Genomic DNA, 26,591 nt, shown 5'->3' on the forward strand with positions numbered 1-26,591 from the left:
GGCGGGCGTTCAAGGTGCGGCGCTATGGCCTTCTCTCGGACAAGGCGGATCTCAGTGAAGCAGCTGCATCATCTGTCGCCTGGCGCGGCCTGCCCATGGAAGGCCGGGCGTTGAGCCTGGATCCGGGTGCCCATTGAACATTCAACGCATCCACCGCTCGCCGCCGGAATTGCGATTGGAGCTGCTCGAACGAGAAGCAGATCTGGAAGCGCTGGAGGCCGCACGCCGCGAGGCGATCGCCGGTCAGGGGCGGATTGCGTTGATCAGCGGCGAGGCGGGCATCGGGAAGACGTCCCTGGTTGATCGCTTTCTCGCGACCAGCGGTCACGCGATGCGCATATTGAAGGGAAACTGCGATGCGCTTTTCACGCCTTCGCCACTCGGCCCGCTCTACGACATTGCTCCGCAGCTGGGGGGACGGCTCTTGGCGCAACTGGAGAGCGATACGCCGCGCGCCGCCCTTTTCTCCAACGTGCTCGATCAGATCCGCGATCCGGCGCAGCCTACGCTCCTCTTTATCGAGGACATTCATTGGGCCGATGAGGCGACGCTCGATCTCATCCGGTTTCTCACCCGTCGCCTAGCGCAAACCAGCATTCTCATCGTCGTGACCTATCGCGACGACGAGATTGGCGCACAGCATCCGCTGCAGATCCTTCTGGGCGAACTGGCATCGTCAAGAGCGGCCATCCGCATCGAGTTGACGCGGTTGACGATCGACGCCGTGCGCATCCTGGCGGCGGATCAGCCGCTCGATCCTGCCGCACTGCACCGGCTGACGTCGGGCAATCCCTTCTTCATCACGGAGGTTCTGGCCAATGCCGGGCGCGGCATACCGACGACGGTGCGCGACGCCGTTCTGGCGCGGGCCGCGAAGCTGAGTGCGGCAGGCCGCAATGTCCTGGAAGCCGCCGCCGTGATCGGCAGCCGGATCGAGTACAGCCTGCTGGAAGACGTCCTTGGCGGCGCGGCCGAAGGCCTGGCGGATTGCGTCAGGCACGGAATGATCGAGGCCGCAGGATCTGGCATCGCGTTCCGGCACGAGCTGGTCCGCGATGCGATCCTGACCCATCTCGACCCGAGACGTCGTCGCGAGCTCAACCGGTTGGCGCTCGAAGGATTGAAAGCCTTTGGGGGCGGGCGCGGCGACCTGGCGCTGCTGGCCCATTTCGCCGAGGGTGCCGGCGACACAGAGGCCGTCCTGGAATTCGGACCTGCCGCGGCCCGCGCCGCCGCAGCTGCCGGTGCTCATCGCGCCGCTGCCGCGCAGTATCTCCGCGTCCTCGACTTCGCCGGCGCTCAAGCGCCCGCCGAACGAGCACAGCTCTTCGAAGCCTATGCCCGGGAATCCGCCACCGTCGATGAGCTGATCGAGGCCAGCGAAGCGCATCGCAAGGCGGCCGAATGCTGGCGGCAGGCGGGCGATCGCCTGAAGGAGGGCGAGAGTCTCGCGGCTCGCGCCTTGCCTCTCGTTCGGAGCGGCCAGAACGCCGCCGCAGAAGAGGCGAGCCGGCGCGCCATCGAGGTGCTGGAGGTGATGCCTCCCACGCGCGAGCTGGCAGCTGCCTACCAGGTCCAGGCCCATCTGCGGATGCTGAATCGAGAATGCCTGATCGCCATGCGTTGGGGGAAGAAGGCGATCGAGCTCGCCTCCCGCTTCCATGACAAGGCCATCATCGCCGCGGCGGAGAATACTGTCGGGTCGGCGATGCTTGTATCCGGAGACGAGAGAGGCCGTCCGTATATGGACAGAAGCCTCGCCTTCGCCCGCCAGGCCGGGCTCGAAGACCTGATCGGCCACGCCTACACTAATCTGGGGTCATGCTATGGCGAGCAGCATCAGTTCTTCGAAGCTGAACGACATCTCGTCGAGGGCATCGCCTACGCAGCCGATCGCGACCTGGATCGTGCCAGTCATTACATGGGCGCCTGGCTCGCGATCACGCGGCTCTATCAGGGACGCTGGAATGAGGCTTTCGACATCGCAACCTCGGTTGTCGAATGCCGCAACATCGCGGCCATAAGCCGGATCGTAGCCCTGGTCGCATTGGGCCGCTTGCGCGCAAGGCGCGGCGATCCCGGCGCAACCACGGCTCTCGACGAAGCGCTCGAGCTATCGTTGCAGACAAACACCCTGCAGCGGCTCGCGCCGGTTCGGGCGGCGCGCGCCGAAATCGCCTGGCTTGCCGGCGACCATGAGACCGCGAGGGCAGAGGCAATCGCGGTCTACGATCTTGCCACTCGGTGCCGGCACAACTGGTACGCTGGCGAGCTCGCGTTCTGGCGCTGGAAGGCCGGCGGCCCTGTCGTCGCGCCGGAGTACAGCGCGCCGCCCTTCCTCTTGCAGATCGAGGGGAATTGGCAGGGCGCGGCCGAAGCTTGGCGACGCCTGGGCTGTCCCTATGAGGAAGCTCGCGCTCTGACGGATGGCGACGCGCCGACACAGCTGGCCGCTCTCGAGATATTCGACAGGCTCGGTGCCGCGCCGGCAGCCGCGATCCTGCGGCAGAAGATGCGCGGCAACGGAATGCTCAAGATTCCGCGCGGCCAAAGAGCGTCCACGCGCCGGAATCCGTTCGCATTGACCAGGCGCGAGATGGAGATTCTCGGCTGCCTCGCCGATGGTTTGAGCAATGGCAGGATCGGCGCGCAGCTGCACATCTCTCCGAAGACCGTCGATCACCATGTTTCCTCGGTGCTCGGAAAGCTCGAGGTCGGGACGCGCGCTGAGGCGGCCCGGATTGCCGCCGAGCAGCGATTGCTGCCGCAGAACAGAGAGAACGCCGCAAAATAGGAAAAGCGCTCCCGCTGCTCCCGCCCGCCACGCCACATGGCTTGATCGAGTTGGGGCAGTCCAACGGGATCGAGGCGGGACGCAATGGCTCCTGTCGGAGACGCTCTTGCAGGGCCGTCGTACTCGGCCTCGCGGCCTGCGTCGGGCACCTCAGGATCATTGCGGCTTCCGTTGGCCGACGCATCTGCCCAGGCCGCGATGCGAGGAGAGGCCACTCAGCGGCCGGGTGAGGCAGGACATCGAACTCATCGTGGCGACGACAAAATAGGGAAGGCCAGGCCGCAAAATAGGGAGCCCTTCCCGATGCCGCCGCCTGTCACGGAGCCTAGCTTGATCAGGTTAGCAGGGTTCAATCAGTTGAAAACGGGACGCCATGACGCACTTTGGAAAATGCTTTTGCGGCGCAGTCGAACTTGAGGTCAGCGGCGAAGCGGAGGCGATGGGCTATTGCCATTGCAGCTCCTGCCGCTCGTGGTCCGGCGGTCCGGTGAACGCGTTTACCCTGTGGAAGCCCGAGGCGGTGCGGGTCACATCCGGGGCCGAGCATGTCGCGACCTTCCAGAAGACCGCGCTGAGCCAGCGTCAGTACTGTTCGAAATGCGGCGGGCATCTGATGACGAACCATCCGCCCTTGGGACTCGTCGACGTCTTCGCCGCGACGATCCCGACGCTGCCCTTTGCCCCCGGCGTCCACGTCAACTACGCCGAGACCGTGCTGCCGATGCGGGACGGCCTGCCCAAGCTGAAGGACTTCCCGGCGGCGTTCGGCGGCTCCGGCGAGGAAATCGCCGAGTAGTCCACGACATCGTCGAAGGCCTTCAGGCCGGCGGTTCAGCTGCTTGCGCAGGCCGAGCGGACGACAGCAAGGCGCTGGGCGCTCCCCCAACGAAATGAATGGGACACGCGAGGGCGGATGCCCAGCGTCGTAGAATCGCATCCTGAATATGGAAGCAAGTTGATGAAGATCTACAACCCACATAAATATAAAGGGACTATCAATATCGACGCCAAGGTATCAATTATCGGTGATGTCACCCATGAACTGGATTTCACTGGATTCAGTGCAATATTTTTAGCAAAGTACTGGCATATTAAGTGGCAAAAAGTAACGGAGATAAAATTAAATATCAATATCGATTATGCCTTGTATGAAGACAATATTACGAACATCGCTATCGGGCAATTTATGCAGAATCCCAGGATTCAGCAAAATTACCCTAATGCACCTGGAACCGGGCACTATAAATTTTCCACGTCGTGGCTTGTGCACTATGGCGACGATGGACTTTCGTTCGATCCGCAAGGCACGGTCGATCTGGGCTCGAACGGTGGATCGTCAGGCGTCGCCGTAGCCGTCGAACTGACTCAGAACCAGAATTCGCACGAGGCCGATGCCGCATTCGTTTCCCTCCTTATCAAGATGAAGGCGGGGGATTCGAGCGATGGGCTCAGTTTCGGATTGTACGGCGTCGGCGTGAGCGGGCTCGGCGCCTCGAAGTCGTCTTATTCGCTCGATGTGCCGCTCAAGATCTTCCTTTACGCGGTCAATCGTCCAAGCAAGGAAAAGCCGGTCACGATCCCCGAGGATCTTCTGTCGTTCTCCGTTCGATTCGTGGAGAACGAGCGGGTCATCAGCGATGCGCATCTGTCCCGGCTGGACGATTGGATCAGCCGCTTGAAGCGGGACTCCCCGAGCCTGACGGGCGCGATCAAAGGCGGCAAGGTGCCGATCTCGCTCTCCGGCTACGCGAGCACGACCGGCTCCACCAAGGTCAATGACAAGATCAGCCTGGATCGCGTCACCTCGCTGGAAATCGAGATCAGGCGAAAATTCGAGAGCCGGGCCATTCGCTTCGTTCGGCAGGCCAAAGGCAACCGCGAAGCCGAGCAGAAGGGCGCGGTGCCGGCCGAGAGGCGGGTCGACATCAAGCTTGATCGCGCGGAGGCGATCAAGGCCGTGCAAAGCGGGCCTTGAGGCTTGCCGATGCCCGATGGCGGCGCTCCCGCGTGCTGCCGGTGCTCTAGCTGACCATCGAAACCGTCTGCCCCGCGCCTGCCGCGCATGCCAATGCGACCTGGCAAGCGACGCGCTTCCACCACCGAACCTCGTTTCACGACGATCAAACACCGGAGATGAAAATGTCCAGCGACTTTCTGCTCGAGATCGATGGAATCAAAGGCGAGAGCCAGGATTCCAAGCACAAGGACACGATCGAGGTCGAGTCCTTCTCCTGGGGCGCGAGCAACTCCGGAAGCCACGGCTCCGGAGGCGGCGGTGGCTCTGGCAAGGCCAGTTTCCAGGATCTCCAATTCACGGCCAATGTCAGCAAGGCCTCGCCCACGCTGATGCTGAAATGCGCCACCGGCGAGCACATCAAGAAAGCCGTGCTGCATGTCCGCAAGCAGGGCAAGGGCCAGCAGGAGTTCTACACGATCACCCTCGAGGACCTGCTCGTGTCGAGCTATCAGTCGGGTGACTCGACCGGTGGCAACCCTGTGCCGACCGACCAGTTCTCGCTGAACTTCGCCAAGATCAAGTTCGAGTACAAGCCGCAGAACAAGGACGGCTCGCTCGGCTCGACCGTGACCGGCACCTACGATCTCAAGGCAAACAAGGAGTAACATGCCCCCGGCCGGCGCCGCGCGAGCGGACTTCGGCCGGGCCGCCGGCGTTCGTCCTCCCGTTTTTTGAGGACCATCGTCATTGGACGTGTGCGCAGCCCCATCGTCGCCACGTCAGCAGCCGGACCGAAACGATCCAGGCAGGACAGGGCGGCACGTCCGAGATGATAGCGGCCTCAAGTCGCGGACCTCCATGCGCGACGAGACGATGTCGTTCGGAGTCCTGTCGTCGAGGGGCGCTGCGCCGTAGTGAAAGCCTCGGCTTCCGAGAGCCTGGGCGAGCCCCAGGCGCAGTTTCCGGGCTGTACGAGATATTCGCGCCAGGAATGGGCTTTCCCGCCCGCGTGCCGCGGGGGGGGCGCCTCGTGCAATGGTCGAAGGCCTGATCGTTGCGTGAACGCATGACGGTCCGGGCCGTTCGCCAGTGTGGTACTCTCCTCAGGATCGACCGTACATGACCTCAACACAGCCGCGGCAGCCGATCTTCTCGGGTTTCTGCACAATTCCGACCAGGCGTTCTGTGCGCCGGATCACAGAGGCTGCGGAGGGCCCCGTCGCGGTTCAATTCTGGAGGCCACCGATGAGCGACGCCCTTCATCGCGTCGTGAATATCTTGTCCGCGAACCCATTCTTTGCGGGCTTCGAACAGGACGCCCTCGAGAAGATCGCGGCGGCCTGCAGACCGCGACACCTCGCTTCGCGGGAGATACTGTTTCTGAAAGGCGACCCCAGCGACGGACTCTATGCCATCAGGCGCGGCCTGATCCGCATCGGAACGACGGATGATCTCGGCCAGCAGATGACGATGAACGTCCTCGGCGGCGGCGACGTCTTCGGTGAAATCGCGCTGCTCGACGGCCAGTCCCGGACCGCCGATGCCGTGGCGATGGATGACACCGACATGTTTTTTCTGCCGCGACGCGAATTCTTGAGCCTGCTTGCTCGCGAGCCTTCGATCGCGCAGCAGGTCATCGGCCTCCTCTGCGCCCGGCTGCGCGATGTCATAGACCGCATGGAGGAGACGAGATTCCTGCCATCCGCAATTCGGCTTGCGCGACGCATTCTGGTGCTCGCCGCCGACTACGGCACGGATGTCCGTGCGTCTCAGGAGGAACTGGCATCGCTCACCGGCGTGACGCGCGAAACAGTCAACCGCCACCTCCAGTCCTGGAAGCGCAGCGGCGTCATTTCCTTGGGACGAGGACGACTGGTGATCAGGGATATCGACGATTTGCGGCGTCTGGCAAAAGTCGATGCCGCCTAGCAGCTGAGTAAACACTGCGGCAGCTCGAGCGCTTATCCAGCTGCCCCTATGTCAGCGGCGAAAACCCGAACAGGTTGGTCGAACCCCTTCAGAAAGTGCGCATTCAATTCGACCAGAGGCGCTCGCCCATCGATGGCCTCCGCGGCGACCAGATCGATCAGGACTTCGGCATTACCTGCGCTTGCGCATAGGCGCGAGGCGAGATTCACGACGGTTCCAATCGCGGTGTATTCGAGCCGGCCTTCGGAGCCGATACGCCCCACCGTCGCAAGCCCCATCGCGAGCCCGATCCCGAAGCCAAGTTGATGGTCGAGGCTCCGTCGATCGAGCAAAAGGGTCTGGACGGTCTTCTGCATGTCCCGCGCCATATTGACGGCGCACAAAGCCGGATCCGCACGAGTCACCGGGGCATTGATCAGGACCATCATCCCGTCACCGGAAAAATGCGTCAGCGTGGCCCCGTGCTCGATCACCACTCTGTCCAGTGCGTCGTAGTATTCGCCGAGGAAGCTCATGACGATGTCGGGCTCGGCACGCGCCGAGAAGGCCGTGAAACCGCGCAGGTCGCCGAAAACGACGACCACCTCGATACGCCGACCGTCGAGCACGCTGTCGTCGCCAGACCGGTCGACCAGTTCGGCCACCTGCGGCGCGAGAAATCGCTTCAGCCGGCCGATCCGCTCCGAGCGCTCCTGCGACACGGCCAGATCGCCCGCCATCTCGTTGAAGCGTGTCGCCAGCCGCTCGAATTCGTCGCCTGTGGCGATGTCGATCCGATGGTCGAATTGCCTGGCGCCGATCCGCGCCACGCCGTCTTCCAGAATGCGGATCGGCTCGATCATGCGCTGGGTAAGCCAGTAGGCGAGCGCCGCCGCGAGGCCGGAACCAACGATGAGGACTGCTCCGGTGCGCCACAGAGCGGCATAGATCGGCTCGAAGGCCTCGGCGACCGGTTGCTTGACGACGACGCTCCAGTCGACGCCGGGTATCGGCGCCATCGCGGCCAGAACCATGTGGCCGCCGATGTCGCGTCCTGACGTCGCCTGGCCGCTTTGCGCCGCAATGCTCGCTCGAAGAGTCTGGAGCGGCTGGATTGCGGTCTGGTCGGCGCGCAGAACCAGGCTGATATCGGGATGAGCGATGAGGCGCCCCGGCTGGTCGAGGACGAATGCTGCTCCGGTTCGGCCGACCCGGATCGCCGAGATGACGTCCCAGATCAGCTTGAGATTGACCTCGGCGACTGCCACGCCGACCGCCGAACGGGTACCGGCTACGGCAATGGTCAAGAAGGGCTCGGAGCCGCCATGGAAGGTCACGGGGCCGTACCAAACGCCATCCGGGCGGACGTTCTGGAGCGCAGGGTTGACCGAGTGGTCCGCACCGCCCTCGACCTTGTTGAGCCCCAAGCGCGAGACAAATATGCGCTCTCGCCCGGTGGCATCGACAAGGGCCAGGCTGATAACGGCGGGGACCTGACGCAACAGACGAAAGGCGTCGAGCCTGCGTCTTTCGTCAGCGCTGTCGGACCATGGCAGCTGGACCGTCCACGCCAGTTGATCGCGGATCCCGTCCAGAAAATCCTGAATTTTCGCAGCGGCGGATCGGGCTTCTGCTTCGAGAAGGTCGTTCAGCCTGGCCTTCTGGTCGCGATGCCCAAACCAGGCTTCGCTACCGCCGGCAACAAGAAGCGGCACGACGACTGCCGCGAACAGCGCGATGAAATACTTCGCGAAGAGCGAGCTCCGTGGAGCGGATGGCGATTGAGTCACCGTGACAGCTCATGCGCCGGCTTTCCGGCCAAGTCTATTCGATCACCACGTCCGCGCTGCTCAAAACTGAAGGCGGCATGGTCAGCCCGAGTTGCTCGGCCGCTTTCAGATTGACGAACAGCTCGAGCTTCGTCACGCGCTGGACCGGCAGATCGGAGGGCTTCTCGCCCTTGATGATCCGGCCGGCATAGATTCCGGTATGGCGGTGTGACTGCCTGAAGTCGCCACCATAGCTCATCAGGCCGCCGGCGTTGGGGAAATCCCGCGCCTGGGTGATGGCGGGTACTTTGTAACGCATGGCAAGCTCGGCGAGGCGCCGGCTTCGGTAGGCGAAATAAGGATCGGAGGTGAAGACCAGCCCGGGCAGCTGCATCTGCGGTACGGCCGCGAACAGAGCCTCCAGCTCCGGCTCGCTGCTGGCATTGAGGAGGCGCAGCTCCAGTCCGAGAGTGCCCGCAGCGGCCTGCAGGTTTCTCGATTGCGAAGCCGAGGTCGGGCTCGTCGGATTGACGGCGACGGCAAAGGTCCTGGCGGCCGGAAACAGCTCGCTCATGAACTCCAGCCGTTTCAGCGAGACTTCCACGCTCAGGCTGCTTACGCCGGTGAGATTGCCGCCGGGCCGGGACAGGCTGGCGACCAGCCCCAGCGCGACAGGGTCGCCCCCCAACTCGAAGACGATCGGGATCGTCTTGGTGGCGGATCGCGCGGCGAGCGCGACCTCCGCACCGCCCGGCGCGACCATGACGGTGACCTGCCGATCCGCCAGATCCACTGCGAGTGCCGGCAATCGGCTATATCGGCCTTCAGCCCAGCGAAAATCGATCGCGACATTGCGGCCGTCGACATACCCGGCTTCGGCCAGCCCCTCGGCAAAGGCGGCGAGGCGGCTGGCATAAGGCTCGGGCGATTCCGAGCCGAGATAACCGATGACCGGCGTGGTTTTCTGCTGCGCCCCGGCCGAGATCGTCGATGCCGCCATCGTGCCGAGCAGCACGATGGTCTCGCGCCGCGTCGCTGGAACAGCCTGGCGCAAGAAGCAGGGCATAGAACGCACGGCCGTTCCCCTTCCGACCGAGATCTGCGCAGGTCGGAAAGCGCCGAACCCGCACAGATGCCCTTATATCATGCCGGATGAGCCGTGTCGTTGAACCAGTCGCGGGTGGCCGATCCGAGGGCCACGAAGGTCGTGGATCCTCGGTTCGAGCGGCCTGGCCTAGTCGATGCGAAAGACGCGTCAGCGTGTAGTTGGAGCAGCCGCCCGGGCGCAGGCGCGGACTGAGGCGGCCGAACTCATTTCAGCCCTGCGCGACGACAACCTCGAGATAGCTGCTCGGCACCACCACGGTTGCATCGCCCGATCGGTTGAACTGTTCGACAAGCGCCATCAGATCCAGTGCCAACGCCGCCTTGGCAGGCTGGTCCAGCGCCCCGAAGACCTTGAGCACCGGTCCATAGTAGCTGCTGAAGACCTGGAGCCAGTGCTCCGGCGAGCGATAGCGGAAGACGAAGTCGCGCCGCGTCGTCTGGATCGACGCGCCGGCCGACCCGAACAGCTCGGCCAGGCGCTCCTCGGTGCCCCAGAGCGCGGGCGAACGCAGTCCGGGAGCCGGCGCGACATGCTTTCCGATCGTTTTGAAGAGCTGGCCGACGAAGCCGTCCGGCGTCCAGTTGGCCAGGCCGATCTTGCCGCCGTGCCTGCAGACCCGCAGAAGCTCTGCGGCCGCGCGCTCCTGATCGGGCGTGAACATCACCCCGAAGGTCGACATGACCGCGTCGAACTGACCATCCGCGAACGGCAAGGCTTCGGCATCGGCTTCGCGGAAGGAGATGTCGAGCCGCTCGGCCGCAGCGCGCTCGCGGCCGCGATCGAGCAGGGCCGCGACATAGTCCGTGCTGGTGACATCGCACCAGCGGCGAGCCGCAGCGAGACTGGCATTGCCGTTTCCGGCGGCGACATCGAGCACGGCCTGGCCGCTGCGCAAGTCGAGCGCCTCGCACAGACGTTCGCCGACGATCTGCAGGGTCGTTCCGACGATGGCGTAATCGCCGGACGACCAGGCGCCATGCTGGCGCAGCTTGATCGCCGCGTGGTCGACCTTCTGCGGAGCAGCGGCTTGAAGCATGCTGGACATTGGATGTTTCTCCCTGTGAGTTTCGCTCGGCAGGCTCGGATGAACGGGTGGGCATGGCGCTTTGGGGGCCTCGCGCCGTACAGCGAGTGGTCACGGCCGCGGATCGGCGCGCCGAACGCTGAACTCGATCTCCGAACGGCTGATGCCGATATCCTTCAGCATCCTGTCGTCGAGACCCGACAACGCATTTGCCGCGTGGCGTATCTGCACCCCAAGGGCGATCTTGCGCAGCCGTCCCGACAGCGCCTCGATCAGCCTGGTCGTCAGCGGGCGCCGGGCAGGCTTTTGATGCGGCGGGACGAAGGGGCCGTGGACCTCATAGAGGAACTGATCGCCGAAGATCTGCCCGACCGCCATGCGCCCGACCAGCCGATCGAGCACCGACTTGGTGCGAGGCCGCAGCATGTCGGTCAGGTCGTCGATGTCGTGAAGAAAGTCGCTTCTCAGCGCATACATTGTGCCGCTCCATTGCTTTGTCCGCCGCCTCCTCGGGCGGTGTTGCAGCGTTGTGGCGGTTCGGGGGGCATCTCGTCCGTGAGGTGCCGCACACAATCGACTCAGCGTCCCGGCGAGGCCGATTGTGGAACTGTGGTCGATCGGAAAGCCTGCAGACGACGACGGGTGAGGCCTTGCGAGCGAGCGCTCGCGCCAAGGACTGCAAGGTCGGCGCGATCGTGTTTTCCCGGACCGGCGACCCGACCTCCGGCGATTGGGACGGTGCCGTCATTCATGAGCAGTGGGATGAGACCCCTGCCGGCTTCGAGGACATGGCCGCGGCCTTATGGAAACGGTCAACCACGCCATCGATGCGGGGAAGACGCACCTGGAGATGAGCTGCGAGCCCTGCGGGGTGCTGAAGCAAATTCTATGGCGCCTGTTGCCGGGCGTCATGGGAGTGATCGGCTAATGGATCTCGCCGTGCAGCTGGTCTGTGAGAAATGCGGAACCCGGCCGGATCCAGCGATCGTCAAACCCCCGCGCTCAGTCTGATGCGCCCGGATATGCTTGCAAGCTCCACTGAGCGTGGGTGCAAAAGATCGCGCCGGGCTACAGCAAAACGCATTGCCGAACCGTTGATGACAGCAGAACCGCTTGTAAATCAGTGCTTTACAGGAAAGTGGCTGGGGCGCCAGGATTCGAACCTGGGAATGGCGGTACCAAAAACCGCTGCCTTACCGCTTGGCGACGCCCCAATCTGCGCTGCGCTTCTAGAGCGCGCCGCCGCGGCGCGCAACAGCGGATCGCCCGTCCCCGGGTCAGCATCTGCGCAGCGCCGCGCATCCAGGGCCTTTGCGGAAAAACATCGCACGACCCATCTCCTTGGCTGTTGCGCTGCGGCGAGCGGCTGGCTATAAGCCGGCCACCAGTTGATCGGAGTGTGGCTCAGCCTGGTAGAGCACCTCGTTCGGGACGAGGGGGTCGCAGGTTCAAATCCTGCCACTCCGACCAAAATTTCCCGAGACTTTGCAAGTAGTTAGAGACAGGGCCGGATCGGCCCTTTTTCTTTTCCGGACAGAAACCCGGACAGAAACGAAAAGGCCGCCGCCACCTTTCGATGACGACGGCCTGTTAGGTTCTCGTGGTGCGGCGCCGCCGATCGATCTCTCGCTGCCGGAGGCGGCGCTCAACCTCTTCCTCAATCGCGTCGTCTTGCGCCTGATCGCTGAGCAGCTTGAACAGGCCCTCGGCTGCGGCCGCGATGCGCTCATTGGCCGCCGTGGTGCGCGCCTGCTCGGCCGCGAGCTCGCGAATCGGCTGCATGTCGGCGATGGTCACGCCGGGGATCACCCGGTCGCCGTTCTGTGCGGTTGCCGGTGCCTTGCGGGTCTTGAAGTACTCGCGCAGGGCGTAGATGCCGATCCCGACCCCGGCGATCACCGTGCCGATGATGTTTTCGGTGGTGAGCGCGCTAGGGTCGGTCATCAGAGACGGCCTTGTCCATGCTCCCCGCGTCACGTGTCGCGGCGACGATGTTCATCGCGTCGAGCACAAGCAGGCCGGGATACACAGCAAGGCCAGTCGTCGCCGCATCGGAATTCCACAGACCGAACGAGATCTGGAACCAGAGAAAGCATGTCAGGAAGCTCGCCAGCGCCCTGACATGCGGCGACCAACGCCCGTACCAAGTGCGGGAGAAGGTGCCGTTGATGATGAGCGCGACGAGCCGGAATGCGCCGATCGCGATAGCGAGTTTGCCCCACGCCTCCTCGCCCATCATCGCCGCCATCTGCGCCCAAGCAGGATTGCCGCCGAACGCATCCGCAGGCTTCAGCAGGATCCAGCCCCAGGCGATCAGGATGCAGGCCAGCACCCATTCCGACCGGCGGGCCGGAAAGTGATCGTGGATGCCGAGATAGAGCCTTACCGGCAGCGGCTTGTCGCGATGGGGCATCACTCGCCCTGCCCTATCGCGTCGTGACGGATGGATCGTCGACCTTGGCCGCGATCTCCGGCGTCGTGACGATCGTCGCCACCTCGGGGAGCGCCGCGGCCGAAGCGACGAGGCCGGCCTTGCGCCGGACATAGAGGCCCCAGGCCGTCGGGATTAGCCACATGACGAAGGCGACCAGGACCGTCTCGCCCTGCTGGTCGATGAGGCCCTTGGCGGCGAGCGCGCTGGCGCCCGACTGCACAAGCGTGCGGAGAAAGCTGAGGATCTGTTCGTTCATGGTAGTCTCCTAGTCAGGCGCGCTTGGCGGCCTCGATCGCGGCATAGGCGCCGGCGAGAGCCGCCAGCGCTTGAGCCAAGTTCTTCGGCGGTGCGGCACAGAAGGTGGCGACCGCGATGCGGCCGTCGCTCGCGGCGTCCTGAAGCTTCACCGGGGCGAGGAGATCGACGGCGAGCGCCGCCGTCTGCACCTCGGCGCAATAGTGGGCCAGCTTCGTGCTGACGCGCTCGATCTGCGGGTCGATCTTGGTCTCGCCGATGACGGCGCCGACGCCGGCGGCGATCTGGCCCCATGCGGTCGGATTGTTCAGGCTCTGACAGCCGGCGAGCGCCAGCGATCCCAGGGCGACGAGCGCCAGGACAAAGCGGTTCATGGAGATGCTCCTGAGGATGACGGCAGGCCCGGCCGCCGGCGGGTTCAGATGAGGCGGCCGAGATCGTCCTTGCGGACGTCGAAGCTCGGGCATGCCTTGTTGGCGTACTGGTTGTGGCCGGAGACGCGCTTGATGCCGCGATGCTTGGCGGAGAGCTGCTGCGTCAGCCAGAGCATGGAAGCGCGCTGCGCCGACGTGCGAGTGTCCTTGGCGGTTTTGCCGTCGGCGGAGAGGCCGCCGATGTAGCTGCAGCCGATCGTGCCGGTGTTATGCCCCTCGCAATGGGCGCCGATCTGCCCAACCGGCCGGCCGAGCATGATCCGGCCGTCGCGATAGACGACATAGTGGTAGCCGATGTCGGACCAGCCCCGCGCCTTGTGCCAGGCGCGGACATCAGCGACCGTGAAGTCTTTGCCTTCGGGCGTGGCGGTGCAATGCCAGATGATCTCCGCGACGGGCCGCGCCGTGTCGAGCAGCTGCAGACTGGCGACATTGGGAGGCGGCGCCGCAGCGGCAGTGCCGAGCCGCTGCGGGACAGGCGCCGGCGCGGCCATTGCGCTCTTGTCCGGTTCCGGCCGGCCGGGCTTCGGCGCCGCCAGCGCCTGCTTCAGCGCGGCCTGCGTCTGCGGGCCAGGTATGCCATCGGCGTGAAGCCCATAGCACTGCTGGAAAAACCTGATGGCGGCTCGGCTCTCTTCGCCAAAGCGGCCGTCGACAGCAACCGAAAATCCAAGCGCGACCAGCGCCCGCTGAATTTCAGCGATCGTCATCAGATCTCTCCGGATTTGAAAATGCCGCCCGAAGGCGGCGCATCTGTCGAGGCGAGCGGCTGGCGCGGGCGCGCGTCAGGCGGCGCTGAATGCCGCGTCGAGCTGGGCGGTCGTGGTGATCGTGCCGGCTTCGATCTCGACAGTCAGCGCCATCTCAAGGTCGAAAGCGGCCTGGACATGCGAGAGGGCCGCAAGGATCGCTACCTGCATGTCCGCGTTGCTGACCGCGCGCGGGCGCCCATCGACGAAATTGTAGGTCGCACCGTCTGCCCGTAGGCCCATCGTGATGGCGGTCAGCGTCGCATGCAGCGTCGCGCGGTCGTCACCGCGCGCCGTCGAGACCAGGACAGGCGCGCCGCCGACCTCGACCGTGACGCCGCCGACCTCCCGCCGCCAGCGCAGCTCTTTGAGATAGGCGATCAGATCGACCACAGGGCCGGCCGTCAGCGCCGCGTCGAGTGCCGCCTGCGTCACGTCGCGGACGTAGAAGCGGCCGTCGTCGATGATCATGTCGGACGGCCCGGCCGCGCTGCCTGCTGCCAGCGCCAGGGCGCGGGGGTCGTCGGTCCCGGCGACAGGGATCGAGGCCCATTCGGCCCAGGGCGGCGGAGGGGAAACGACGGGCACGGCTTCCTCGACGACGATGTCTTCGGAAAGCTCGGGGGAATTCTCGGTCACGGCGGCCTCGCTCAGTAAGACACAGAGAAGAAGGTGTTCTGACGACGCAGCAGGTGGGGGCCGCCTGGGTTGGTGAAGGCGAGAACCTGCGCATAATCGCCCGCAGCCATGGGATAGGGTGCGCCGGCGCCGTTCGGGATAGTGAGGTCCGAGGCGTTCGGCAGAAGCACATCCACCGGCAGGCCGGAGCCCTCCGCCGTCCCGTTCACCACGACGCGGCCCTTCCGATAGCCGACGCTGCTGGCCTCGAAGCCAATGGAAAATGAGAAGACGGCGCGGTCGATGCCTGCGGGGCAGGTCAGGCGCGTCGGCTGAGCCGGGTTGTACCAGCCGAGCGGGTCGGTACCGGCCGCGGGCGGCGCCCATTCGATCGCGGTTTCCACGCCATTCGTCGCATACTGAGCCGTCACGCGGCCGAGCAGCGTCACCGTCCTCTCGGTTTGGAGAATCAGCGAAAACAGCCGAAAGCTCGTCCCGTCGAAGAACATTTCGCGGATGCCAGGCTGCAGGTCGCCTTTGCGAGTCGCGGCGCTATCCTGGCGCACGATCGGGTAACCGTTGAGCGTTGCCGCGCCAGTGTTGGCCGAGGCGATCTTGACCCGGATCGGCACGCCGATCATCGCCGCAGCATTCACGAAGGCCGGGCTGAACGTGACGGTCAGTGTGTTCGCCGACCCCCCGGCGACGAAGTAGTTGGGGGCTTGAGCGCGAAGAGTGGCCACAAAGTGATCCAGCAGAGCGGTGACATCGCCATCGTCCAAGGCATCGAGACCGCCAATCTCCGCGACGTAGCGTCCGATGAGCGCGGCAATGACAGAGCTCTGGCGCCAAACCTTGTTCAGCTGATTGGATTGAGCGACGCCGGCGGTGAAGCCCCCGGTTCGGGCCAGCAGGGCGTTCCACGCCCCCTGGCTGATCACATTGGCCGCCGGGTCGATTGCGAACGGCAGAAAATTATTGGTCGCCATGCTGATCGGCCTCCTCAGGCATCGAAGTAGAATTCCGGCGAGACGGCCCAGGCGCCCGCGTCGAAGCCGGAGATGAATTCGTTCTGGACGTCGAAGCCGAAGAGCGGGGCGTCATCGACGCTGGTGACGGCGTAGATCGCCCTCACCCCCTCTGGCTTCAGCGGGACGTAGCCACGCGACAGCAGGCTCATGAACAGGATGGAAGGTATGCGCCCGGCCATGCCGAACGTCATGCTCATGTCCTGGTTGTCGAGGACGAAGAGGAGCGTGTCTCCGGCTGGGAAGATGATCGACAGGGCTTCTTTCGCCGTGCCGAGCGTTCCATCCCAGTTGTTCGCCGCGATCTTGGCGCGCAGCAGTGTCCGATAGGTCTCGTCGTCGAGCCTGACGATGCCGACGTCGTTGTCGTACGGCCCTTTCCAGACACCGAGATTGAAGCCGCGGAGCGGGTCATCCAGCGTGAAGTAGACGTTCGGGATCGGCGTCTCGATGAACCGAGATCGCCCTACCCACTCGCCGACGACATCGAGCTGCACGCCGATCGCAACGTCGAGGTCGAAGTCGATAGGCAGATGAGCAATGAAATCCTGGATCGCGACAAACGGTTCGACGATCGCGCGGACCATCGCAGAGAACTTCGGCTTCCCACGGTGATAGGCCGTGATCAGCGCCAGGTAGTCGTCGACGGAGGCCATCAGCTGACGATCGAGATGTTGGCGATCGAGGCCGCCGCCGCCTGGTTGAAGGCGATGGCGATGTCCGCGGTACCGAGCGGGTCGGCAAGCTTGGCGATCTGCAGGTTGCCGATGTCGAAGCTCTGCGATCCAGTGCCTCCGAAGAGGTTCGCTGGCAGATAGAGCTTGGACCGGACGACATCGTCGCCGATGCGGATGGCGTTGATATAGTCGACGACCGTCTGCTTGATCTGCGCCTCGATCACCGCCGAATACCCCTGCCGAGGCGTCAGGGTGATCTCGGCCTTGATGCCTACGCTGGTCGGGCGGAAGAACTTGATTGCGCGGGTGACGCCATACTCGTCGATGACGTCGACCGAGGTCGTGCCGAAGGTACCGGTTCCCGGCGCCTTCTTGGCAGCAATGGCCTCGCCGATCGCCTGCGCATCGCCGCCATCGACAACGATCGAGATCGTGTGACCGGGGATACCGTCGCTGTCGGTCGCGTCCGAATCGTTCTCGTACCCGCGGTAGCGCGAGACACCGAGGATCGAAGCAACCGCGCCCATCGTCCCTTCGAACACTGTCAGCGAAGGAATAGCGGTCGAAACCGACTGGCGAATGCGCAGCTGGGCGTCGTTCTCGACCGGAGCGCCCGGCGTTGCCACGGCGGGGTTGGTGACATCCTGCCAGCCACGCGTCGGCGTGCCGATGGTCGTGATCGTGTTTGCAGCCGCGGTGACCGCCCCCAGCGCCTTGCTGGTCGCGGTGACGACGATGTCGCCGTCGGGCGGGATCGTGACGGATGCGGGCAGCGCCCAGCGGTTGCCATTTCCGTCGGTCGCAACACCATCCGTGATCGTTGTGCCGGCCTGCCCGGTGATCAGCAGATCGACGGTCGAGAACGATGCGACGCGCCGCTTGATGCCGTTGATCTTGACGATGGACGACAAGCCAGCGCCCCGGCCGGACGACGGCGAGAACGAGTTGTAGACCTCGACGGCCATCGCATTGGCGTCGTTGACCGCCGAAGAGAGGATGGCGAGGTGCTGCCCATCCTGGCTGTCGGGATCGACATAGATGTCCTGACCGAAGATGCCTTGGAAGGCCTCGACGAAGTAGGCCCTCGCCTCCTCATAATCGGGCTTGTGGATGCCGTTTTCGTCGATCGTGCAGACAGGCAACGCCATTACAGCGGCTCCACGAGGCTGGCAGGGCCATAGATCGTGTCGATGGTCAGCCCGACACTGAAGCCGCGTGTCTCGCGGTTGAGGTCGGAGCTGTAGGAGACGAGCTCGTTGACGCCTGGCGTCTCGGTGACGCGCATCTGGATCATCAGGTCGCGGGTGTTCTCAGTCCGCTTGCCGAGCACCTGAGTGCGCCAGGGGGTGCCTTCCTGGCTGTCGAGGTACCATTCGCCTTGCTCGAGGTGCAGGCGGGTGCGGACGGACTGCGCCACGGCGTCGGGGACGTCGCGCCAGAAATCGACGGGACCACGCCCGAAGCTGTAGTCGCCGTTCTCGTCGAGCTTGCGGTAGAGCATCAGTTCGTCGGGCCTGTCGAAGTGCCGCCACCGGGCACGACGCCGGTGTGCTTGTGCAGCGATAGCTTGATGCCGTTGAGCTCGATCTCGCCGGTCACCTTCAGCGTTCCGGTGAAATTGATGTCCCCTGCCCCGCCAGACATCGTGACGCCCTGCGCGGCCGTAACTGACACGGCCTTGTTGGTCGCGACGCTCATGCCGCCAGCCTGGGAGACGCTGACGCGTGTGTTGCCGTCCACGCTGCGCATCTCGACTGCGGAAGTGGAGACGCCAGTCAGCTTTTTCGCCGACGGCTCTGATCGGAAGCCCGGCTGAAAGAACCCTGACGAGAGATTGTTCATGCCGGCGTCCTGCGGGGCCTGGTCGCCGCCGCTCTGTTGCCAACTGTCCACCGAGCGAGAGGAGAAGCTCACGAGGCCTTCGTCGCCTTCCTTGATCGGGAAGGTCATCACCTGATCTCCGCCGCCAGGGAACTGGACCGGCACGTCCTCCAGTTGCGGATAGTCGACGGCTTTGGTGGAGCCGTCCTCCTGCTGGACATAGGCCTTGACGGTGATCTGGGCCTTGATGGTCTGCTTTTCTGGGTCGTAGCTGACGACCTTCACCGGCAGCGAGGTCACCATCTGCGACTTCGCCTTATCAACGGCAGCCGTGATCAGCTCGCCAAGCGACGGCATGCGCTCGCGGATATCGATCGACATTGGTCAGTCCGGGACGTTGATGCCGGCAGCGCCGTATCGGCTGGTCACGAGGCCCTTTTCACCCAGGGCGATGCATGAAACATCCGTGTACCAGGGCTGGCCACGGGTATCGCCGATGTGGTCACGGGTGACGACCTTGTAGAGCCCGTCCGTTGCGAGCGACGGATAGCTCATGTTGTTGACGTAGGAGCCAGGTCGCCCGCTCGGATCCAGCTGCGCCTGCACGATGGACTTCTGGTCGATCTTCAGCCGCGTTCCGGGCGCGACGCGCGGATTGAGCAGCATGCGGACCTGCACTCCGCCCAGCGTTTGGACGGGCATGCCGATCATGCCGGTGTTGGAGTTCAGCACGAAGGCTTCGCCTGGCAGCGTCTCGTTCGATTTGACGATGTTCAGCTTCTGGTCGGTGATGTGGAAGGTCGTCCCGGTCGACTGCGTGATGGTGCGCAGCAGGTCGCGGGCTTGGCCGAACAGGCTGCGAGCGCGCGGGAAGGTCTGGGAGCCAAGATCGGCGATGTGGCCCGCGGTGATTCCGAAGGGCTTCAGGACGTCGAGCGCGACGTCGACCTGATCTCGCCAGGTGTGGCCGGCGGAGAGCGTTTTGTTGACGACGCCATAGACGAGGCCTCGATCGCCTGACTTGCCGGTGATCTGGAAGACTTTGTCCGTCGGCGTCTCGCGGGCATTGCCGCGCTTCTGGAAGATGTTGCCCTTGAAGATGACGCCATAGCCATCCTCATAGCCGGCCTCCAATGTGACCTGCTTGCCTTCCTCGTGGATCTTCTGGGCGGTGCGGTCGCTGAGGTTGGTGACCGAGATATAGGCGATATTGGAGAAGTCGGTCAGCGCCCCCTCGACCTGAAAGCGGATACGCAGCTCCGACATGTCGATATCTTCGCCGGCTCCCTCGATCTTGAGGACGCATTTTCGCAGCCACTGCTTCGTCATGGCGTCACCAGAAGCACGCGGCCGTTGAGGCCGAGGTTGTCGTAGGTCGGCTCCTGCAGCGGATCGGCGTCGGTCTGGACGTAGATGTCGCCTCCGATGCCGAGATAATCGAACTGCTGAAGGACGTTCTCGCCGGCGGTCAGCGGCAGCCCGCGCACAAGCGGCGTACCGTCGAGCGCCGAGATGTCGATGAACCAACCTCCGGCCGGGCTATCCGACCAAGCGAAGCGGAAGGTGAATTCCTTCTCGCCGATCGAGACCGTCATCTGCTGCGCGTTGGGGGACAGCGGAAATTCAAGCACGGCCATGGTCACGCCCGCTGGCTGGGGCCGGCGAAGCCCGATGTGTTCGAGCTCTTCATCTGTTGAGATCCGGTCTTCTCCGTCGACGCCGTCTTTTCCGGCGACTGCTGGCTTTCCTTGCCGGCCTCTTTGGTCGAGGTCGTCTTGGTGCTGACGATCATGATGCGGCGGCAGCGGATCGTCGCCATGAGCACGGTTGAGGTGTTCTTGTCGGTCGTATGCGAAACGCTCTGGATGAGCATGTTCGCGTAGTGCCTGCGCACCGTGTAGACGTCGATCGGCTGGCGCTTCTTCTGGAAAAGCAGGAGGTTGATCAGCAGCCGGTTCGGGTAGTCTTCGCCGTGCGGGGAGCCAGAGAAGACACAGTTGATCTCGACCGATGGCGGAAGCTGAATCGCGTGATCGGAAACGACCGCGCCGGTTTCGACCGGGTGATCGGTGATCGCATAGTCGTTCCGTCCGACCTCGCGCAGCGAAGCGTCCGGGATGAAATGCGCGATCTGGGTCGATGGGTCGCTGAGCAGCGCGTACCCGCCGTCGATCAGGGCCATGCGAAAACCTGTCGGAATTGGTCAAGATGCCGGACGGCGTGCTATCGTGCGCGCCCTCTTTGGAGACGGATATGCGAGCGCTTGTTCTTGCAATTGCGATGGTGGCGAGCGGCGCCGCGTGGGCGGCAGAGCCTTGGGATCAGGCCGTTCGTCGCCTGTGTTCCTCGCTTGATCAGCAGGATTGCTGGATCAAGTCGGGCGCCGCGTTGTGCGACCGCGATCAATTATCCTGCCGTAACTTGGACGATCACACGCCAGCCGTCGTGCTCGGGCAGTCGGGAAACCGCTGGAATGTCAAAACAGCCTCTGGAACCGGCTGGGTCAACAAGCGCTTCATGATGCTGGATGGTAGCAAGATGCGGTAGCGACGATGAGTTGGTGGCGTCGTCTGTTTCAAAAGACGAACGGAAATCCATTCGCTCTCACCGACAAGATTTTCCCAGAAGAGATGAAGCGCCGGGTTCGCCCGCCTTCTCGGTCGCAGAATTTGACTGAGGCCGAGAAGAAAGCGGACCTTCAGCGGCATTTAGCAGAACGGAAGCAACAAGCTGAGGTGACCTGGGACTTCAATCGGAAGAGAGCCGAGTCGGTTGGGTCCACTCATTACATCTGGCGTACAGCTGGGGACAGCGATGTTTGTCCCCGGTGTGCAAATAACAATGGCAAACGGTTCGCCTATGCAAGGCCACCGAAAGGTGGCCACCCTGGCGATGGGCATGACTGTCCAAAAGAACCGTGCCGCTGCTACGCGGAGCCAGTAATTCCGAATTGAGCCATTATCTGACCGCTCCCTTCAGATCCCGGACCATGCCCGCGTTAACGTCGCGCTGCGTATTTCCGATCTGTTGAGCGGTGTCGTGGGGATCACCGGAGCCAGTGACGCTGACGTGGTTCTCCTGGTTGACCGTGACAGTCGTCCCGGCCGTAGAACCCGGAGGGGGTGTCAGAGACGCGCCGTTGCCGCCCAGGCCGCCACCGTCGATCTTACCCACGTTTGCACCGGCCTGCGCGATAGCGTCTTCATAGGACTGCACGCGGCCCATGGCGGTCTGCCGATCCGCCTCGCGCACCCGATCGCCGAAACTCGGCATCTTGACCGAGCCGCCGTCATCCTTGGAGTTCGGGGTGAGCCCGGCTTCTTTCGCAGCCCAGTCACGGACATAGGGGTCTTTCGAATTGATGTCTGACTGGAGGTCGCGGCCAGTCTTTCGGCGATAGGCCTCCGCCTGGCCGCCTGAGCCTGCTGCCGACGGCGTTACTTCCGTCGATTGCTGCTGAAGGCGAGCGGACCAGCCGTTGGCAGCAGCCGCCCGCTTGTTAGCCTCCCCCGCGCGATCAGCCGGGCGCTCATATTCCCGCGAAACGATAGCGCCGGCCTCTCCAGCTGAAGTCACGCCCTGGAGCATATTCCAGGTTTTGCGCTCTTGGCCTTTCGTCATCTCCCAATAAGCGCCTTCACGCTGTTGCCGCGCGTCGGCTGAGGACATGTCGATGCCGGTTCCCCTTAGGATGTTGGCACGGCGATCGGGATGATGCTGATAGAGACCGTGCGCACGGCCTCCGTCGCCTCGGGCGTTAGGGTTGAACGCCGACTCAGCTTCCTCGTTTGCCACGAGGCCTGAAGCAGCTTCGTGAGAAAGGCCCTTGCTTCGCCAGAAATCATAGGACTCTTGCGCCGCCGCCAACTTAGCAGCGCTCCCCTTCGGCGCCGTAGCTGCGCCATTCGAAGGGTCTCCGCCACCGCGCCACCAGCGCTTCACCTTGCCCCAAAGCGACGTGTCCTTGCTCTGGCCCTGCTGGCGCTTGGCAGCATCAGCTTCCAGATCGCCCGGACTGGCCGGCCCGAACGTACCGGCAGCCCGACGACGAGCGATCTCCTGGTCCTCTCCGCCATTAGCCTCCGTCGGCGACATGCCGAGCGCGATGGCGCCGCCGATACCGAACAGGCGGAGAAACTTGCCGAGCGAGCCACCGAGCAGCGCGACCGACGCGGCCGTCCCGACTTTCGCGATAGCTGCCGCGACACCGAGGAGCCAGCCGGACACCTTGAGGCCTATCAGTGCGACGAGCGCGGCCGTGAGGCCGTCGACGCCGGCGATGGACTGCGTGAGGTTGTCGAACTTCTGCCAGAGCGGACCCAGCACCTCGAGGAGCTTTTCGAAGATGCCGGCCAGCTCCGAGGCCACCTTGCCGAGCTTGTCGAAGAAGGCGACGATCTTGTCGGAGTTCTGGACAAGAAACTCGTCGAGCTTCTCGAACGTGCCGGTCAGGCCCGGCCCAAACCGATCGAGCAGCAACGTACCGATGCCGCCAAGCGTATCGGAGAGCTTGCCGAGCGCGACCTGCAGCGCGTTCGCCTTGCGGGCCGCCTCGTCCTCATCGACCCCGAGTCGCTTCAGTGTGGCGGAGTGCTCCGCCATTCGCTTTGCGAGTTGGCCGTTCTGGAGCGCTTCCAGCGTCTTCAGGTCGACGCCGGCGAACTCGGCCAGCCCCATCTGTTCCGCGCGGCTGCGGCCCTTGATGGTGTTGGCGAAGTCCTTCAGCAGCGCCACGCTGTCGCGAAGCTTGCCGTTCTCGCGGGTGACGACGCCGATCTGCTTCAGGAACCCCTCAAACCCGGGGTTCCACTTCAGGTTCTTGCCGAATGTCTCGATCGACGACCCGGCGCTCTCGGCCGAGCCCCCGAGCTGCGAGACGGCATAGCTGACGGCCTTGATCTGCGAGACGGTCGTCTGCGTGCGCTGCGCCTGCCAATACAGGCTGTCGAACGAACGGCTGATCTTGACGACCGCGGCCGAAACGGCAGCAGACGCGACGGCAGCGGCTTTTCCCAGCGCAACGACCGAATTCGTCGCGGTCGTGACGGCGCCGGAGAACTTCTTTTCCTGCCCTGGCTCAACCCGGAAGCCGAGCGAGACCAGAAACTCCTTGATGACGTCACCGGCCATTCCGGGAGGCCTCCTGCGAGCGCCACGTGTTCTCGTCGAGCACGTCGAGCGCGTCGTTCATCTCGGCCACGTCGTAGAGCGACAAGGTGCCGTCGATGACATCGGTGTACCGGCAGAGCCCGCGCAGGACGGGCCGCAGGACGTAATCCTTGCCGTCCGGCAGCGCGACGGCGTCGTATTTCAGGCCGGGCTGTCGCCGGTCAAATTCGACGCCAGCCCGTCGAAAAAAGGGCCGAGCTCGTTCATGACGACACGCGATGCGATAGTCAGGAGATGGATGCCACCGATATCGTCGAACTGCGGCTTGCCGGCCACCTTGTTCCAGGCCGGAACCCAGCCACGATCACCATCGATCTTGCGCTGCACACGCTCCATGCTGCGAGCGATGACATACTCGACGGCATTGTCGGACACCTCACCCAGCGCCTCCACCGCTCGCTGGAGTGCAGCTTCGGGCGAAACGTTCCCGCCCGCCCCATCTTCCGCCACCGAGCGCAGCGTAGTCAGGATCGGTGCCAGCCGGCGAACGACATGGAGCTGTGTCATCGCATCGAGCCGACCAGCTTTGTAGGTGTGGCCGGCAAGGTTGAATTCGAGGGGCGCGCTCAGCATCAGATCACCGAAGGCGTGCCGGTGCCGAGCAGGTACTCGATGCGGCCAGCGTTGAAGGTCCATTCGTTGACGGTCGAGTCCTTGGCGTAGGTCAGATCCGGCGCCTTCGACCAACCGAGGCCGAGGCAGGTGATGACATCACCGGTCGCGGCGTTGCGCAGCACAATCACGCCCTGGCCATAGAGCGATGCGGAACTCGTCTCGATATTGTAGGCGGTCATGAGCTGGTTGTTCGTGGGCGAACCCTTGAGCAGCCGGATCGTCACGATGCCGTTCTGCGCCTTGTGCAGCGAATGGGTGCCGGAACCGTCGGCACCCATCATCAGCGTGCCCTTGTTGTCCGCCTGGGCAATCGAGATGCCTTCCTCGGCAGGGCCGGCGCCATCACCGAGCGTGATCGTCCCGCCCGGCCCGACATAGGAGGCCGTGACGTCGGCGAAGCTGTATGCGTTGATGAACATTGCGGCCCCCGATTACCGGTTGACGTTGATCATGACGTCCACCGAGTGGACGGCGCCGGCGAGCTTCACAGCGATCTGGAACGGCACCGACTTGCGGGCCTCCCGATCGGCCTGGCTCTGCTGCGCCACCGGGGGCGCGAAGACGTAGTAGCCCTTGGGCAGGAAGTCCCCGGTCTTGAGCTGGCCGAACCCGGCAGCGTTCCACTGGCCGGGCGCGACGAGGCCGTTCCGCACCGCCTGCGCCAGCCGCGCTTCCATGACCGTCTGGAGCGTGGTCATGCCCTCGTCCGTCTGCGGCACCTTCGGGAAGGTGTAGAGGACGTTCCAGAGCGCGGTCTGGATGTCGTTCTCCAGCCAATCGAGGCCGTGCCACTCGTCGAAGAAAGAGCCGTCGCTGTTGACGCCGTGCTGGATGATCGCAGTGTCGTTGTCGTAGTTGACGAAGACGTTCGCGTGCTTGGCCTTCAGGGCCGCGGCCTGCGTCTGCGTGATCGTCTCCGGGGTGATGCCCGGCTCCTGCTTGAACATCAGTGTGATCGTGGTGTTCGATCCCTGGAAGTTCACCGTCGCAGCGCGGCCGAAGAACGAGGCCACCGACTGGCCGGACTTGGTCGAATACTGCAGAAACGTGCGCTTGTAGCCGGCATCCGAAAGCTGGGAGGCGAGATCGTCGGTGATCGAGGGATCGATGATCCGGGTATCGCCGGAAGTCAGCCCGAGCCGGCGCTTCTTCTGCTGCGCTTCGATGAAGGCGGACGCCGCCAGCAGTTCCGGGATGCCGACGCCCTCCTCGGCAAGGATCGCGGCATACCAATCGCCAGAGACGTCCGCCAGCGCCTCCAGAGCCTCGACAAGGCTTTCCGGGTCGATGCCGTCGGCCGGCGCGCTGGCGGTGGCCTGCGTGAGCTTCAGGATGCCGGAAACGTCGGTACCCGCTCCGCCGGACAGCGTTGCGCCGGAGACTGCGATGTTCGTGCCGGATTTGGCAATGGTGTAGGCGTTGCCGCCGGTGCCGGTCGCCTTGCTGATGCAATAGAGGACGGAGCCGACGACCGTGTAGGTCATGGCGACGAGATTGGCGTCCGCGCTCTCGTTCAGGAACGCGACCAGCGAAGCCAACGTCGCAGCGAGGTTAGCTCCGATGTTGACCTGGTTACCGGCCGCCCCCGAAGCGACGAAGGTGATCGCCGTGCCCTTGATCGTGATCGTGTCGGCTGGCGCGGGCTGGCCGGAGAAGGTGTAGGAACCGAATGCCGTCGGCGGCATGGCATACGACAGCGTACGGCCGGCGCCGATGCCCGGACCCTGCAGCCGGAAACGGCGGATGTTGCCGTCCCAGACGAAGGCCGAGCCGACAGGGAGCTCCGCAAGCACGAGCGAAGCCGCACCGTTCAGGTTGGTGATGGCAGACCAGTTGATGCCGTCGACCGTGACCGGGACGCCGTCGATATAAATGAAGAATGCCCCGGCGGTGACCGCCTGGAAGACCGACAACGCGCTCTGGGCCGAGGTCAGGACGCCGCCGCGCAGCGTCGCCTTGGTCGCAGCGCGAGCCCATCGACCGATGTAGTAGAGCGACGGCTGCGGCGTCTGGCCGAAATGGCGCATCGCCGCGAGGTACTCGACGTCGGTCGAGGAGAAGTCCTGCGCGACGCCGGCCATGTTCGAGTAGCTGCGAATCCGCTCGCCAACGTCGATGACGTCGGAAGCCCCGACGGCCATGCCGGCCCCGAAGTTCCGCGTCGGAGCGGCCACGGGCGCCAGGCTGACATTGATGTTGACGACGTCGGAGACTGCCAGTCCCTGGGCCAT

The 26,591-nt window shown here is 64.2% G+C and carries 28 protein-coding genes and 2 tRNA genes; 7 read left to right on the top strand and 23 right to left on the bottom strand.

What is annotated here, in order from left to right; translation table 11 throughout:
- Positions 1-133: 133 nt before the first annotated feature.
- The 5 genes from GV161_RS06105 (at position 134) to GV161_RS06125 (ending at position 6,680) form a co-directional block, all read left to right on the top strand.
- Positions 134-2,794 carry a LuxR family transcriptional regulator gene (locus tag GV161_RS06105; protein ID WP_152015545.1) on the top strand — a complete coding sequence of 887 codons (2,661 nt, stop codon included), beginning with the start codon at positions 134-136 and terminating at the stop codon, positions 2,792-2,794.
- Between the two features lie 373 nt (positions 2,795-3,167).
- The gene (locus tag GV161_RS06110) at positions 3,168-3,590 is read left to right on the top strand and encodes a GFA family protein (RefSeq protein WP_152015544.1); all 423 of its coding nucleotides are present in this window, start codon (positions 3,168-3,170) and stop codon (positions 3,588-3,590) included.
- Positions 3,591-3,752: 162 nt separating this feature from the next.
- A complete protein-coding gene (locus GV161_RS06115; protein ID WP_152015543.1) occupies positions 3,753-4,769 on the top strand; it encodes a hypothetical protein in 1,017 nt (338 codons plus the stop codon).
- A gap of 164 nt (positions 4,770-4,933) precedes the next feature.
- Positions 4,934-5,416, top strand: a complete 483-nt coding sequence (locus GV161_RS06120; RefSeq protein WP_152015542.1) for a type VI secretion system tube protein Hcp — start codon at positions 4,934-4,936, stop codon at positions 5,414-5,416.
- A gap of 580 nt (positions 5,417-5,996) precedes the next feature.
- Positions 5,997-6,680 (top strand): Crp/Fnr family transcriptional regulator, encoded by a 684-nt coding sequence (locus tag GV161_RS06125; protein WP_152015541.1) that lies wholly within the window; start codon positions 5,997-5,999, stop codon positions 6,678-6,680.
- 32 nt (positions 6,681-6,712) lie between these two features.
- Here GV161_RS06125 and GV161_RS06130 read toward each other — a convergent pair whose 3' ends face one another.
- The 5 genes from GV161_RS06130 to GV161_RS06150 all read right to left on the bottom strand — a co-directional run bounded on the left by GV161_RS06130 (position 6,713) and on the right by GV161_RS06150 (position 11,774).
- Positions 6,713-8,449: an adenylate/guanylate cyclase domain-containing protein gene (locus tag GV161_RS06130; protein WP_152015540.1), complete on the bottom strand. Its 1,737-nt coding sequence runs from the start codon at positions 8,447-8,449 to the stop codon at positions 6,713-6,715.
- A gap of 34 nt (positions 8,450-8,483) precedes the next feature.
- Positions 8,484-9,428 carry an ABC transporter substrate-binding protein gene (locus GV161_RS06135; RefSeq protein WP_152016237.1) on the bottom strand — a complete coding sequence of 315 codons (945 nt, stop codon included), beginning with the start codon at positions 9,426-9,428 and terminating at the stop codon, positions 8,484-8,486.
- 316 nt (positions 9,429-9,744) lie between these two features.
- Entirely contained in the window at positions 9,745-10,581 is an 837-nt protein-coding gene (locus GV161_RS06140; RefSeq protein WP_152015539.1) for a class I SAM-dependent methyltransferase, read from the bottom strand.
- A 90-nt stretch (positions 10,582-10,671) separates the two neighbouring features.
- The gene (locus GV161_RS06145) at positions 10,672-11,037 is read right to left on the bottom strand and encodes a DUF1127 domain-containing protein (protein ID WP_244624158.1); all 366 of its coding nucleotides are present in this window, start codon (positions 11,035-11,037) and stop codon (positions 10,672-10,674) included.
- Between the two features lie 662 nt (positions 11,038-11,699).
- A tRNA-Gln gene (locus tag GV161_RS06150) sits at positions 11,700-11,774 on the bottom strand.
- 179 nt (positions 11,775-11,953) lie between these two features.
- On the opposite strand from GV161_RS06150, the gene GV161_RS06155 reads away from it, so the two are divergent.
- Positions 11,954-12,030, top strand: a tRNA-Pro gene (locus GV161_RS06155).
- 120 nt (positions 12,031-12,150) lie between these two features.
- Here the strand turns inward: GV161_RS06155 and GV161_RS06160 are convergent.
- The 14 genes from GV161_RS06160 to GV161_RS06225 form a co-directional block, all read right to left on the bottom strand.
- Positions 12,151-12,504 (bottom strand): hypothetical protein, encoded by a 354-nt coding sequence (locus GV161_RS06160; RefSeq protein ID WP_152015538.1) that lies wholly within the window; start codon positions 12,502-12,504, stop codon positions 12,151-12,153.
- Complete coding sequence (locus GV161_RS06165; protein ID WP_152015537.1) at positions 12,491-12,973, bottom strand: hypothetical protein; 483 nt, start codon at positions 12,971-12,973, stop codon at positions 12,491-12,493. Before GV161_RS06165 ends, GV161_RS06160 begins: the two co-directional genes overlap by 14 nt.
- A 13-nt stretch (positions 12,974-12,986) precedes the next feature.
- Positions 12,987-13,250, bottom strand: a complete 264-nt coding sequence (locus tag GV161_RS06170; protein ID WP_152015536.1) for a hypothetical protein — start codon at positions 13,248-13,250, stop codon at positions 12,987-12,989.
- A gap of 13 nt (positions 13,251-13,263) precedes the next feature.
- Positions 13,264-13,623: a hypothetical protein gene (locus GV161_RS06175; protein ID WP_152015535.1), complete on the bottom strand. Its 360-nt coding sequence runs from the start codon at positions 13,621-13,623 to the stop codon at positions 13,264-13,266.
- Between the two features lie 44 nt (positions 13,624-13,667).
- On the bottom strand, positions 13,668-14,393 hold the full coding sequence (locus GV161_RS06180; protein WP_152015534.1) for a peptidoglycan-binding protein: 726 nt from the start codon (positions 14,391-14,393) through the stop codon (positions 13,668-13,670).
- A gap of 75 nt (positions 14,394-14,468) precedes the next feature.
- Entirely contained in the window at positions 14,469-15,071 is a 603-nt protein-coding gene (locus GV161_RS06185) for a DUF4376 domain-containing protein (protein WP_159650172.1), read from the bottom strand.
- An 11-nt stretch (positions 15,072-15,082) separates the two neighbouring features.
- Positions 15,083-16,039 carry a hypothetical protein gene (locus tag GV161_RS06190; protein WP_159650173.1) on the bottom strand — a complete coding sequence of 319 codons (957 nt, stop codon included), beginning with the start codon at positions 16,037-16,039 and terminating at the stop codon, positions 15,083-15,085.
- A gap of 14 nt (positions 16,040-16,053) precedes the next feature.
- Complete coding sequence (locus GV161_RS06195; RefSeq protein ID WP_152015532.1) at positions 16,054-16,734, bottom strand: DUF2612 domain-containing protein; 681 nt, start codon at positions 16,732-16,734, stop codon at positions 16,054-16,056.
- Positions 16,734-17,903 (bottom strand): baseplate J/gp47 family protein, encoded by a 1,170-nt coding sequence (locus GV161_RS06200; protein ID WP_152015531.1) that lies wholly within the window; start codon positions 17,901-17,903, stop codon positions 16,734-16,736. The genes GV161_RS06195 and GV161_RS06200 overlap by 1 nt, the downstream gene beginning before the upstream one ends.
- On the bottom strand, positions 17,903-18,256 hold the full coding sequence (locus GV161_RS06205) for a hypothetical protein (RefSeq protein WP_152015530.1): 354 nt from the start codon (positions 18,254-18,256) through the stop codon (positions 17,903-17,905). Before GV161_RS06205 ends, GV161_RS06200 begins: the two co-directional genes overlap by 1 nt.
- Positions 18,256-18,957, bottom strand: a complete 702-nt coding sequence (locus tag GV161_RS06210) for a Gp138 family membrane-puncturing spike protein (protein ID WP_152015529.1) — start codon at positions 18,955-18,957, stop codon at positions 18,256-18,258. The genes GV161_RS06205 and GV161_RS06210 overlap by 1 nt, the downstream gene beginning before the upstream one ends.
- A 3-nt stretch (positions 18,958-18,960) precedes the next feature.
- Positions 18,961-19,905, bottom strand: a complete 945-nt coding sequence (locus tag GV161_RS06215) for a hypothetical protein (protein WP_152015528.1) — start codon at positions 19,903-19,905, stop codon at positions 18,961-18,963.
- Entirely contained in the window at positions 19,902-20,213 is a 312-nt protein-coding gene (locus GV161_RS06220) for a hypothetical protein (protein WP_152015527.1), read from the bottom strand. The genes GV161_RS06215 and GV161_RS06220 overlap by 4 nt, the downstream gene beginning before the upstream one ends.
- 2 nt (positions 20,214-20,215) lie before the next feature.
- Entirely contained in the window at positions 20,216-20,758 is a 543-nt protein-coding gene (locus GV161_RS06225; protein WP_152015526.1) for a phage baseplate protein, read from the bottom strand.
- Positions 20,759-20,829: 71 nt separating this feature from the next.
- On the opposite strand from GV161_RS06225, the gene GV161_RS06230 reads away from it, so the two are divergent.
- A complete protein-coding gene (locus GV161_RS06230) occupies positions 20,830-21,123 on the top strand; it encodes a hypothetical protein (RefSeq protein WP_152015525.1) in 294 nt (97 codons plus the stop codon).
- Positions 21,124-21,534: 411 nt separating this feature from the next.
- On the opposite strand, the gene GV161_RS06235 is transcribed toward GV161_RS06230, so the two are convergent.
- From GV161_RS06235 to GV161_RS06250, 4 genes are all read right to left on the bottom strand, one after another.
- On the bottom strand, positions 21,535-23,706 hold the full coding sequence (locus tag GV161_RS06235; RefSeq protein ID WP_152015524.1) for a phage tail tip lysozyme: 2,172 nt from the start codon (positions 23,704-23,706) through the stop codon (positions 21,535-21,537).
- A gap of 180 nt (positions 23,707-23,886) precedes the next feature.
- Entirely contained in the window at positions 23,887-24,381 is a 495-nt protein-coding gene (locus GV161_RS06240) for a phage tail assembly chaperone (RefSeq protein WP_152015523.1), read from the bottom strand.
- Positions 24,318-24,779, bottom strand: a complete 462-nt coding sequence (locus tag GV161_RS06245; RefSeq protein ID WP_152015522.1) for a phage protein — start codon at positions 24,777-24,779, stop codon at positions 24,318-24,320. Before GV161_RS06245 ends, GV161_RS06240 begins: the two co-directional genes overlap by 64 nt.
- Positions 24,780-24,791: 12 nt before the next feature.
- Complete coding sequence (locus GV161_RS06250) at positions 24,792-26,591, bottom strand: DUF3383 domain-containing protein (RefSeq protein WP_159650174.1); 1,800 nt, start codon at positions 26,589-26,591, stop codon at positions 24,792-24,794.

This window comes from Bosea sp. 29B, from assembly GCF_902506165.1.
In the GTDB taxonomy this organism is placed as follows: domain Bacteria; phylum Pseudomonadota; class Alphaproteobacteria; order Rhizobiales; family Beijerinckiaceae; genus Allobosea.

What these genes read in the sequence shown, in the direction of transcription:
- GV161_RS06205 (WP_152015530.1), bottom strand. Translation starts at nt 18,256, where the DNA reads ATGCTCTACCGCAAGCTCGACGAGAACGGCGACTACAGCTTCGGGCGT.
- GV161_RS06180 (WP_152015534.1), bottom strand. Translation starts at nt 14,393, where the DNA reads ATGACGATCGCTGAAATTCAGCGGGCGCTGGTCGCGCTTGGATTTTCG.
- GV161_RS06225 (WP_152015526.1), bottom strand. Translation starts at nt 20,758, where the DNA reads ATGGCCCTGATCGACGGCGGGTACGCGCTGCTCAGCGACCCATCGACC.
- GV161_RS06195 (WP_152015532.1), bottom strand. Translation starts at nt 16,734, where the DNA reads ATGGCCTCCGTCGACGACTACCTGGCGCTGATCACGGCCTATCACCGT.
- GV161_RS06235 (WP_152015524.1), bottom strand. Translation starts at nt 23,706, where the DNA reads ATGGCCGGTGACGTCATCAAGGAGTTTCTGGTCTCGCTCGGCTTCCGG.
- GV161_RS06215 (WP_152015528.1), bottom strand. Translation starts at nt 19,905, where the DNA reads ATGACGAAGCAGTGGCTGCGAAAATGCGTCCTCAAGATCGAGGGAGCC.
- GV161_RS06230 (WP_152015525.1), top strand. Translation starts at nt 20,830, where the DNA reads ATGCGAGCGCTTGTTCTTGCAATTGCGATGGTGGCGAGCGGCGCCGCG.
- GV161_RS06125 (WP_152015541.1), top strand. Translation starts at nt 5,997, where the DNA reads ATGAGCGACGCCCTTCATCGCGTCGTGAATATCTTGTCCGCGAACCCA.
- GV161_RS06245 (WP_152015522.1), bottom strand. Translation starts at nt 24,779, where the DNA reads ATGTTCATCAACGCATACAGCTTCGCCGACGTCACGGCCTCCTATGTC.
- GV161_RS06115 (WP_152015543.1), top strand. Translation starts at nt 3,753, where the DNA reads ATGAAGATCTACAACCCACATAAATATAAAGGGACTATCAATATCGAC.
- GV161_RS06165 (WP_152015537.1), bottom strand. Translation starts at nt 12,973, where the DNA reads ATGCCCCATCGCGACAAGCCGCTGCCGGTAAGGCTCTATCTCGGCATC.
- GV161_RS06160 (WP_152015538.1), bottom strand. Translation starts at nt 12,504, where the DNA reads ATGACCGACCCTAGCGCGCTCACCACCGAAAACATCATCGGCACGGTG.
- GV161_RS06170 (WP_152015536.1), bottom strand. Translation starts at nt 13,250, where the DNA reads ATGAACGAACAGATCCTCAGCTTTCTCCGCACGCTTGTGCAGTCGGGC.
- GV161_RS06145 (WP_244624158.1), bottom strand. Translation starts at nt 11,037, where the DNA reads ATGTATGCGCTGAGAAGCGACTTTCTTCACGACATCGACGACCTGACC.
- GV161_RS06190 (WP_159650173.1), bottom strand. Translation starts at nt 16,039, where the DNA reads ATGGCGACCAATAATTTTCTGCCGTTCGCAATCGACCCGGCGGCCAAT.
- GV161_RS06110 (WP_152015544.1), top strand. Translation starts at nt 3,168, where the DNA reads ATGACGCACTTTGGAAAATGCTTTTGCGGCGCAGTCGAACTTGAGGTC.
- GV161_RS06200 (WP_152015531.1), bottom strand. Translation starts at nt 17,903, where the DNA reads ATGGCGTTGCCTGTCTGCACGATCGACGAAAACGGCATCCACAAGCCC.
- GV161_RS06120 (WP_152015542.1), top strand. Translation starts at nt 4,934, where the DNA reads ATGTCCAGCGACTTTCTGCTCGAGATCGATGGAATCAAAGGCGAGAGC.
- GV161_RS06240 (WP_152015523.1), bottom strand. Translation starts at nt 24,381, where the DNA reads ATGGACCTTCAACGCTGGCCGCATCGAGTACCTGCTCGGCACCGGCAC.
- GV161_RS06135 (WP_152016237.1), bottom strand. Translation starts at nt 9,428, where the DNA reads ATGGCGGCATCGACGATCTCGGCCGGGGCGCAGCAGAAAACCACGCCG.
- GV161_RS06220 (WP_152015527.1), bottom strand. Translation starts at nt 20,213, where the DNA reads ATGGCCGTGCTTGAATTTCCGCTGTCCCCCAACGCGCAGCAGATGACG.
- GV161_RS06210 (WP_152015529.1), bottom strand. Translation starts at nt 18,957, where the DNA reads ATGTCGATCGATATCCGCGAGCGCATGCCGTCGCTTGGCGAGCTGATC.
- GV161_RS06175 (WP_152015535.1), bottom strand. Translation starts at nt 13,623, where the DNA reads ATGAACCGCTTTGTCCTGGCGCTCGTCGCCCTGGGATCGCTGGCGCTC.
- GV161_RS06140 (WP_152015539.1), bottom strand. Translation starts at nt 10,581, where the DNA reads ATGTCCAGCATGCTTCAAGCCGCTGCTCCGCAGAAGGTCGACCACGCG.
- GV161_RS06250 (WP_159650174.1), bottom strand. Translation starts at nt 26,591, where the DNA reads ATGGCCCAGGGACTGGCAGTCTCCGACGTCGTCAACATCAATGTCAGC.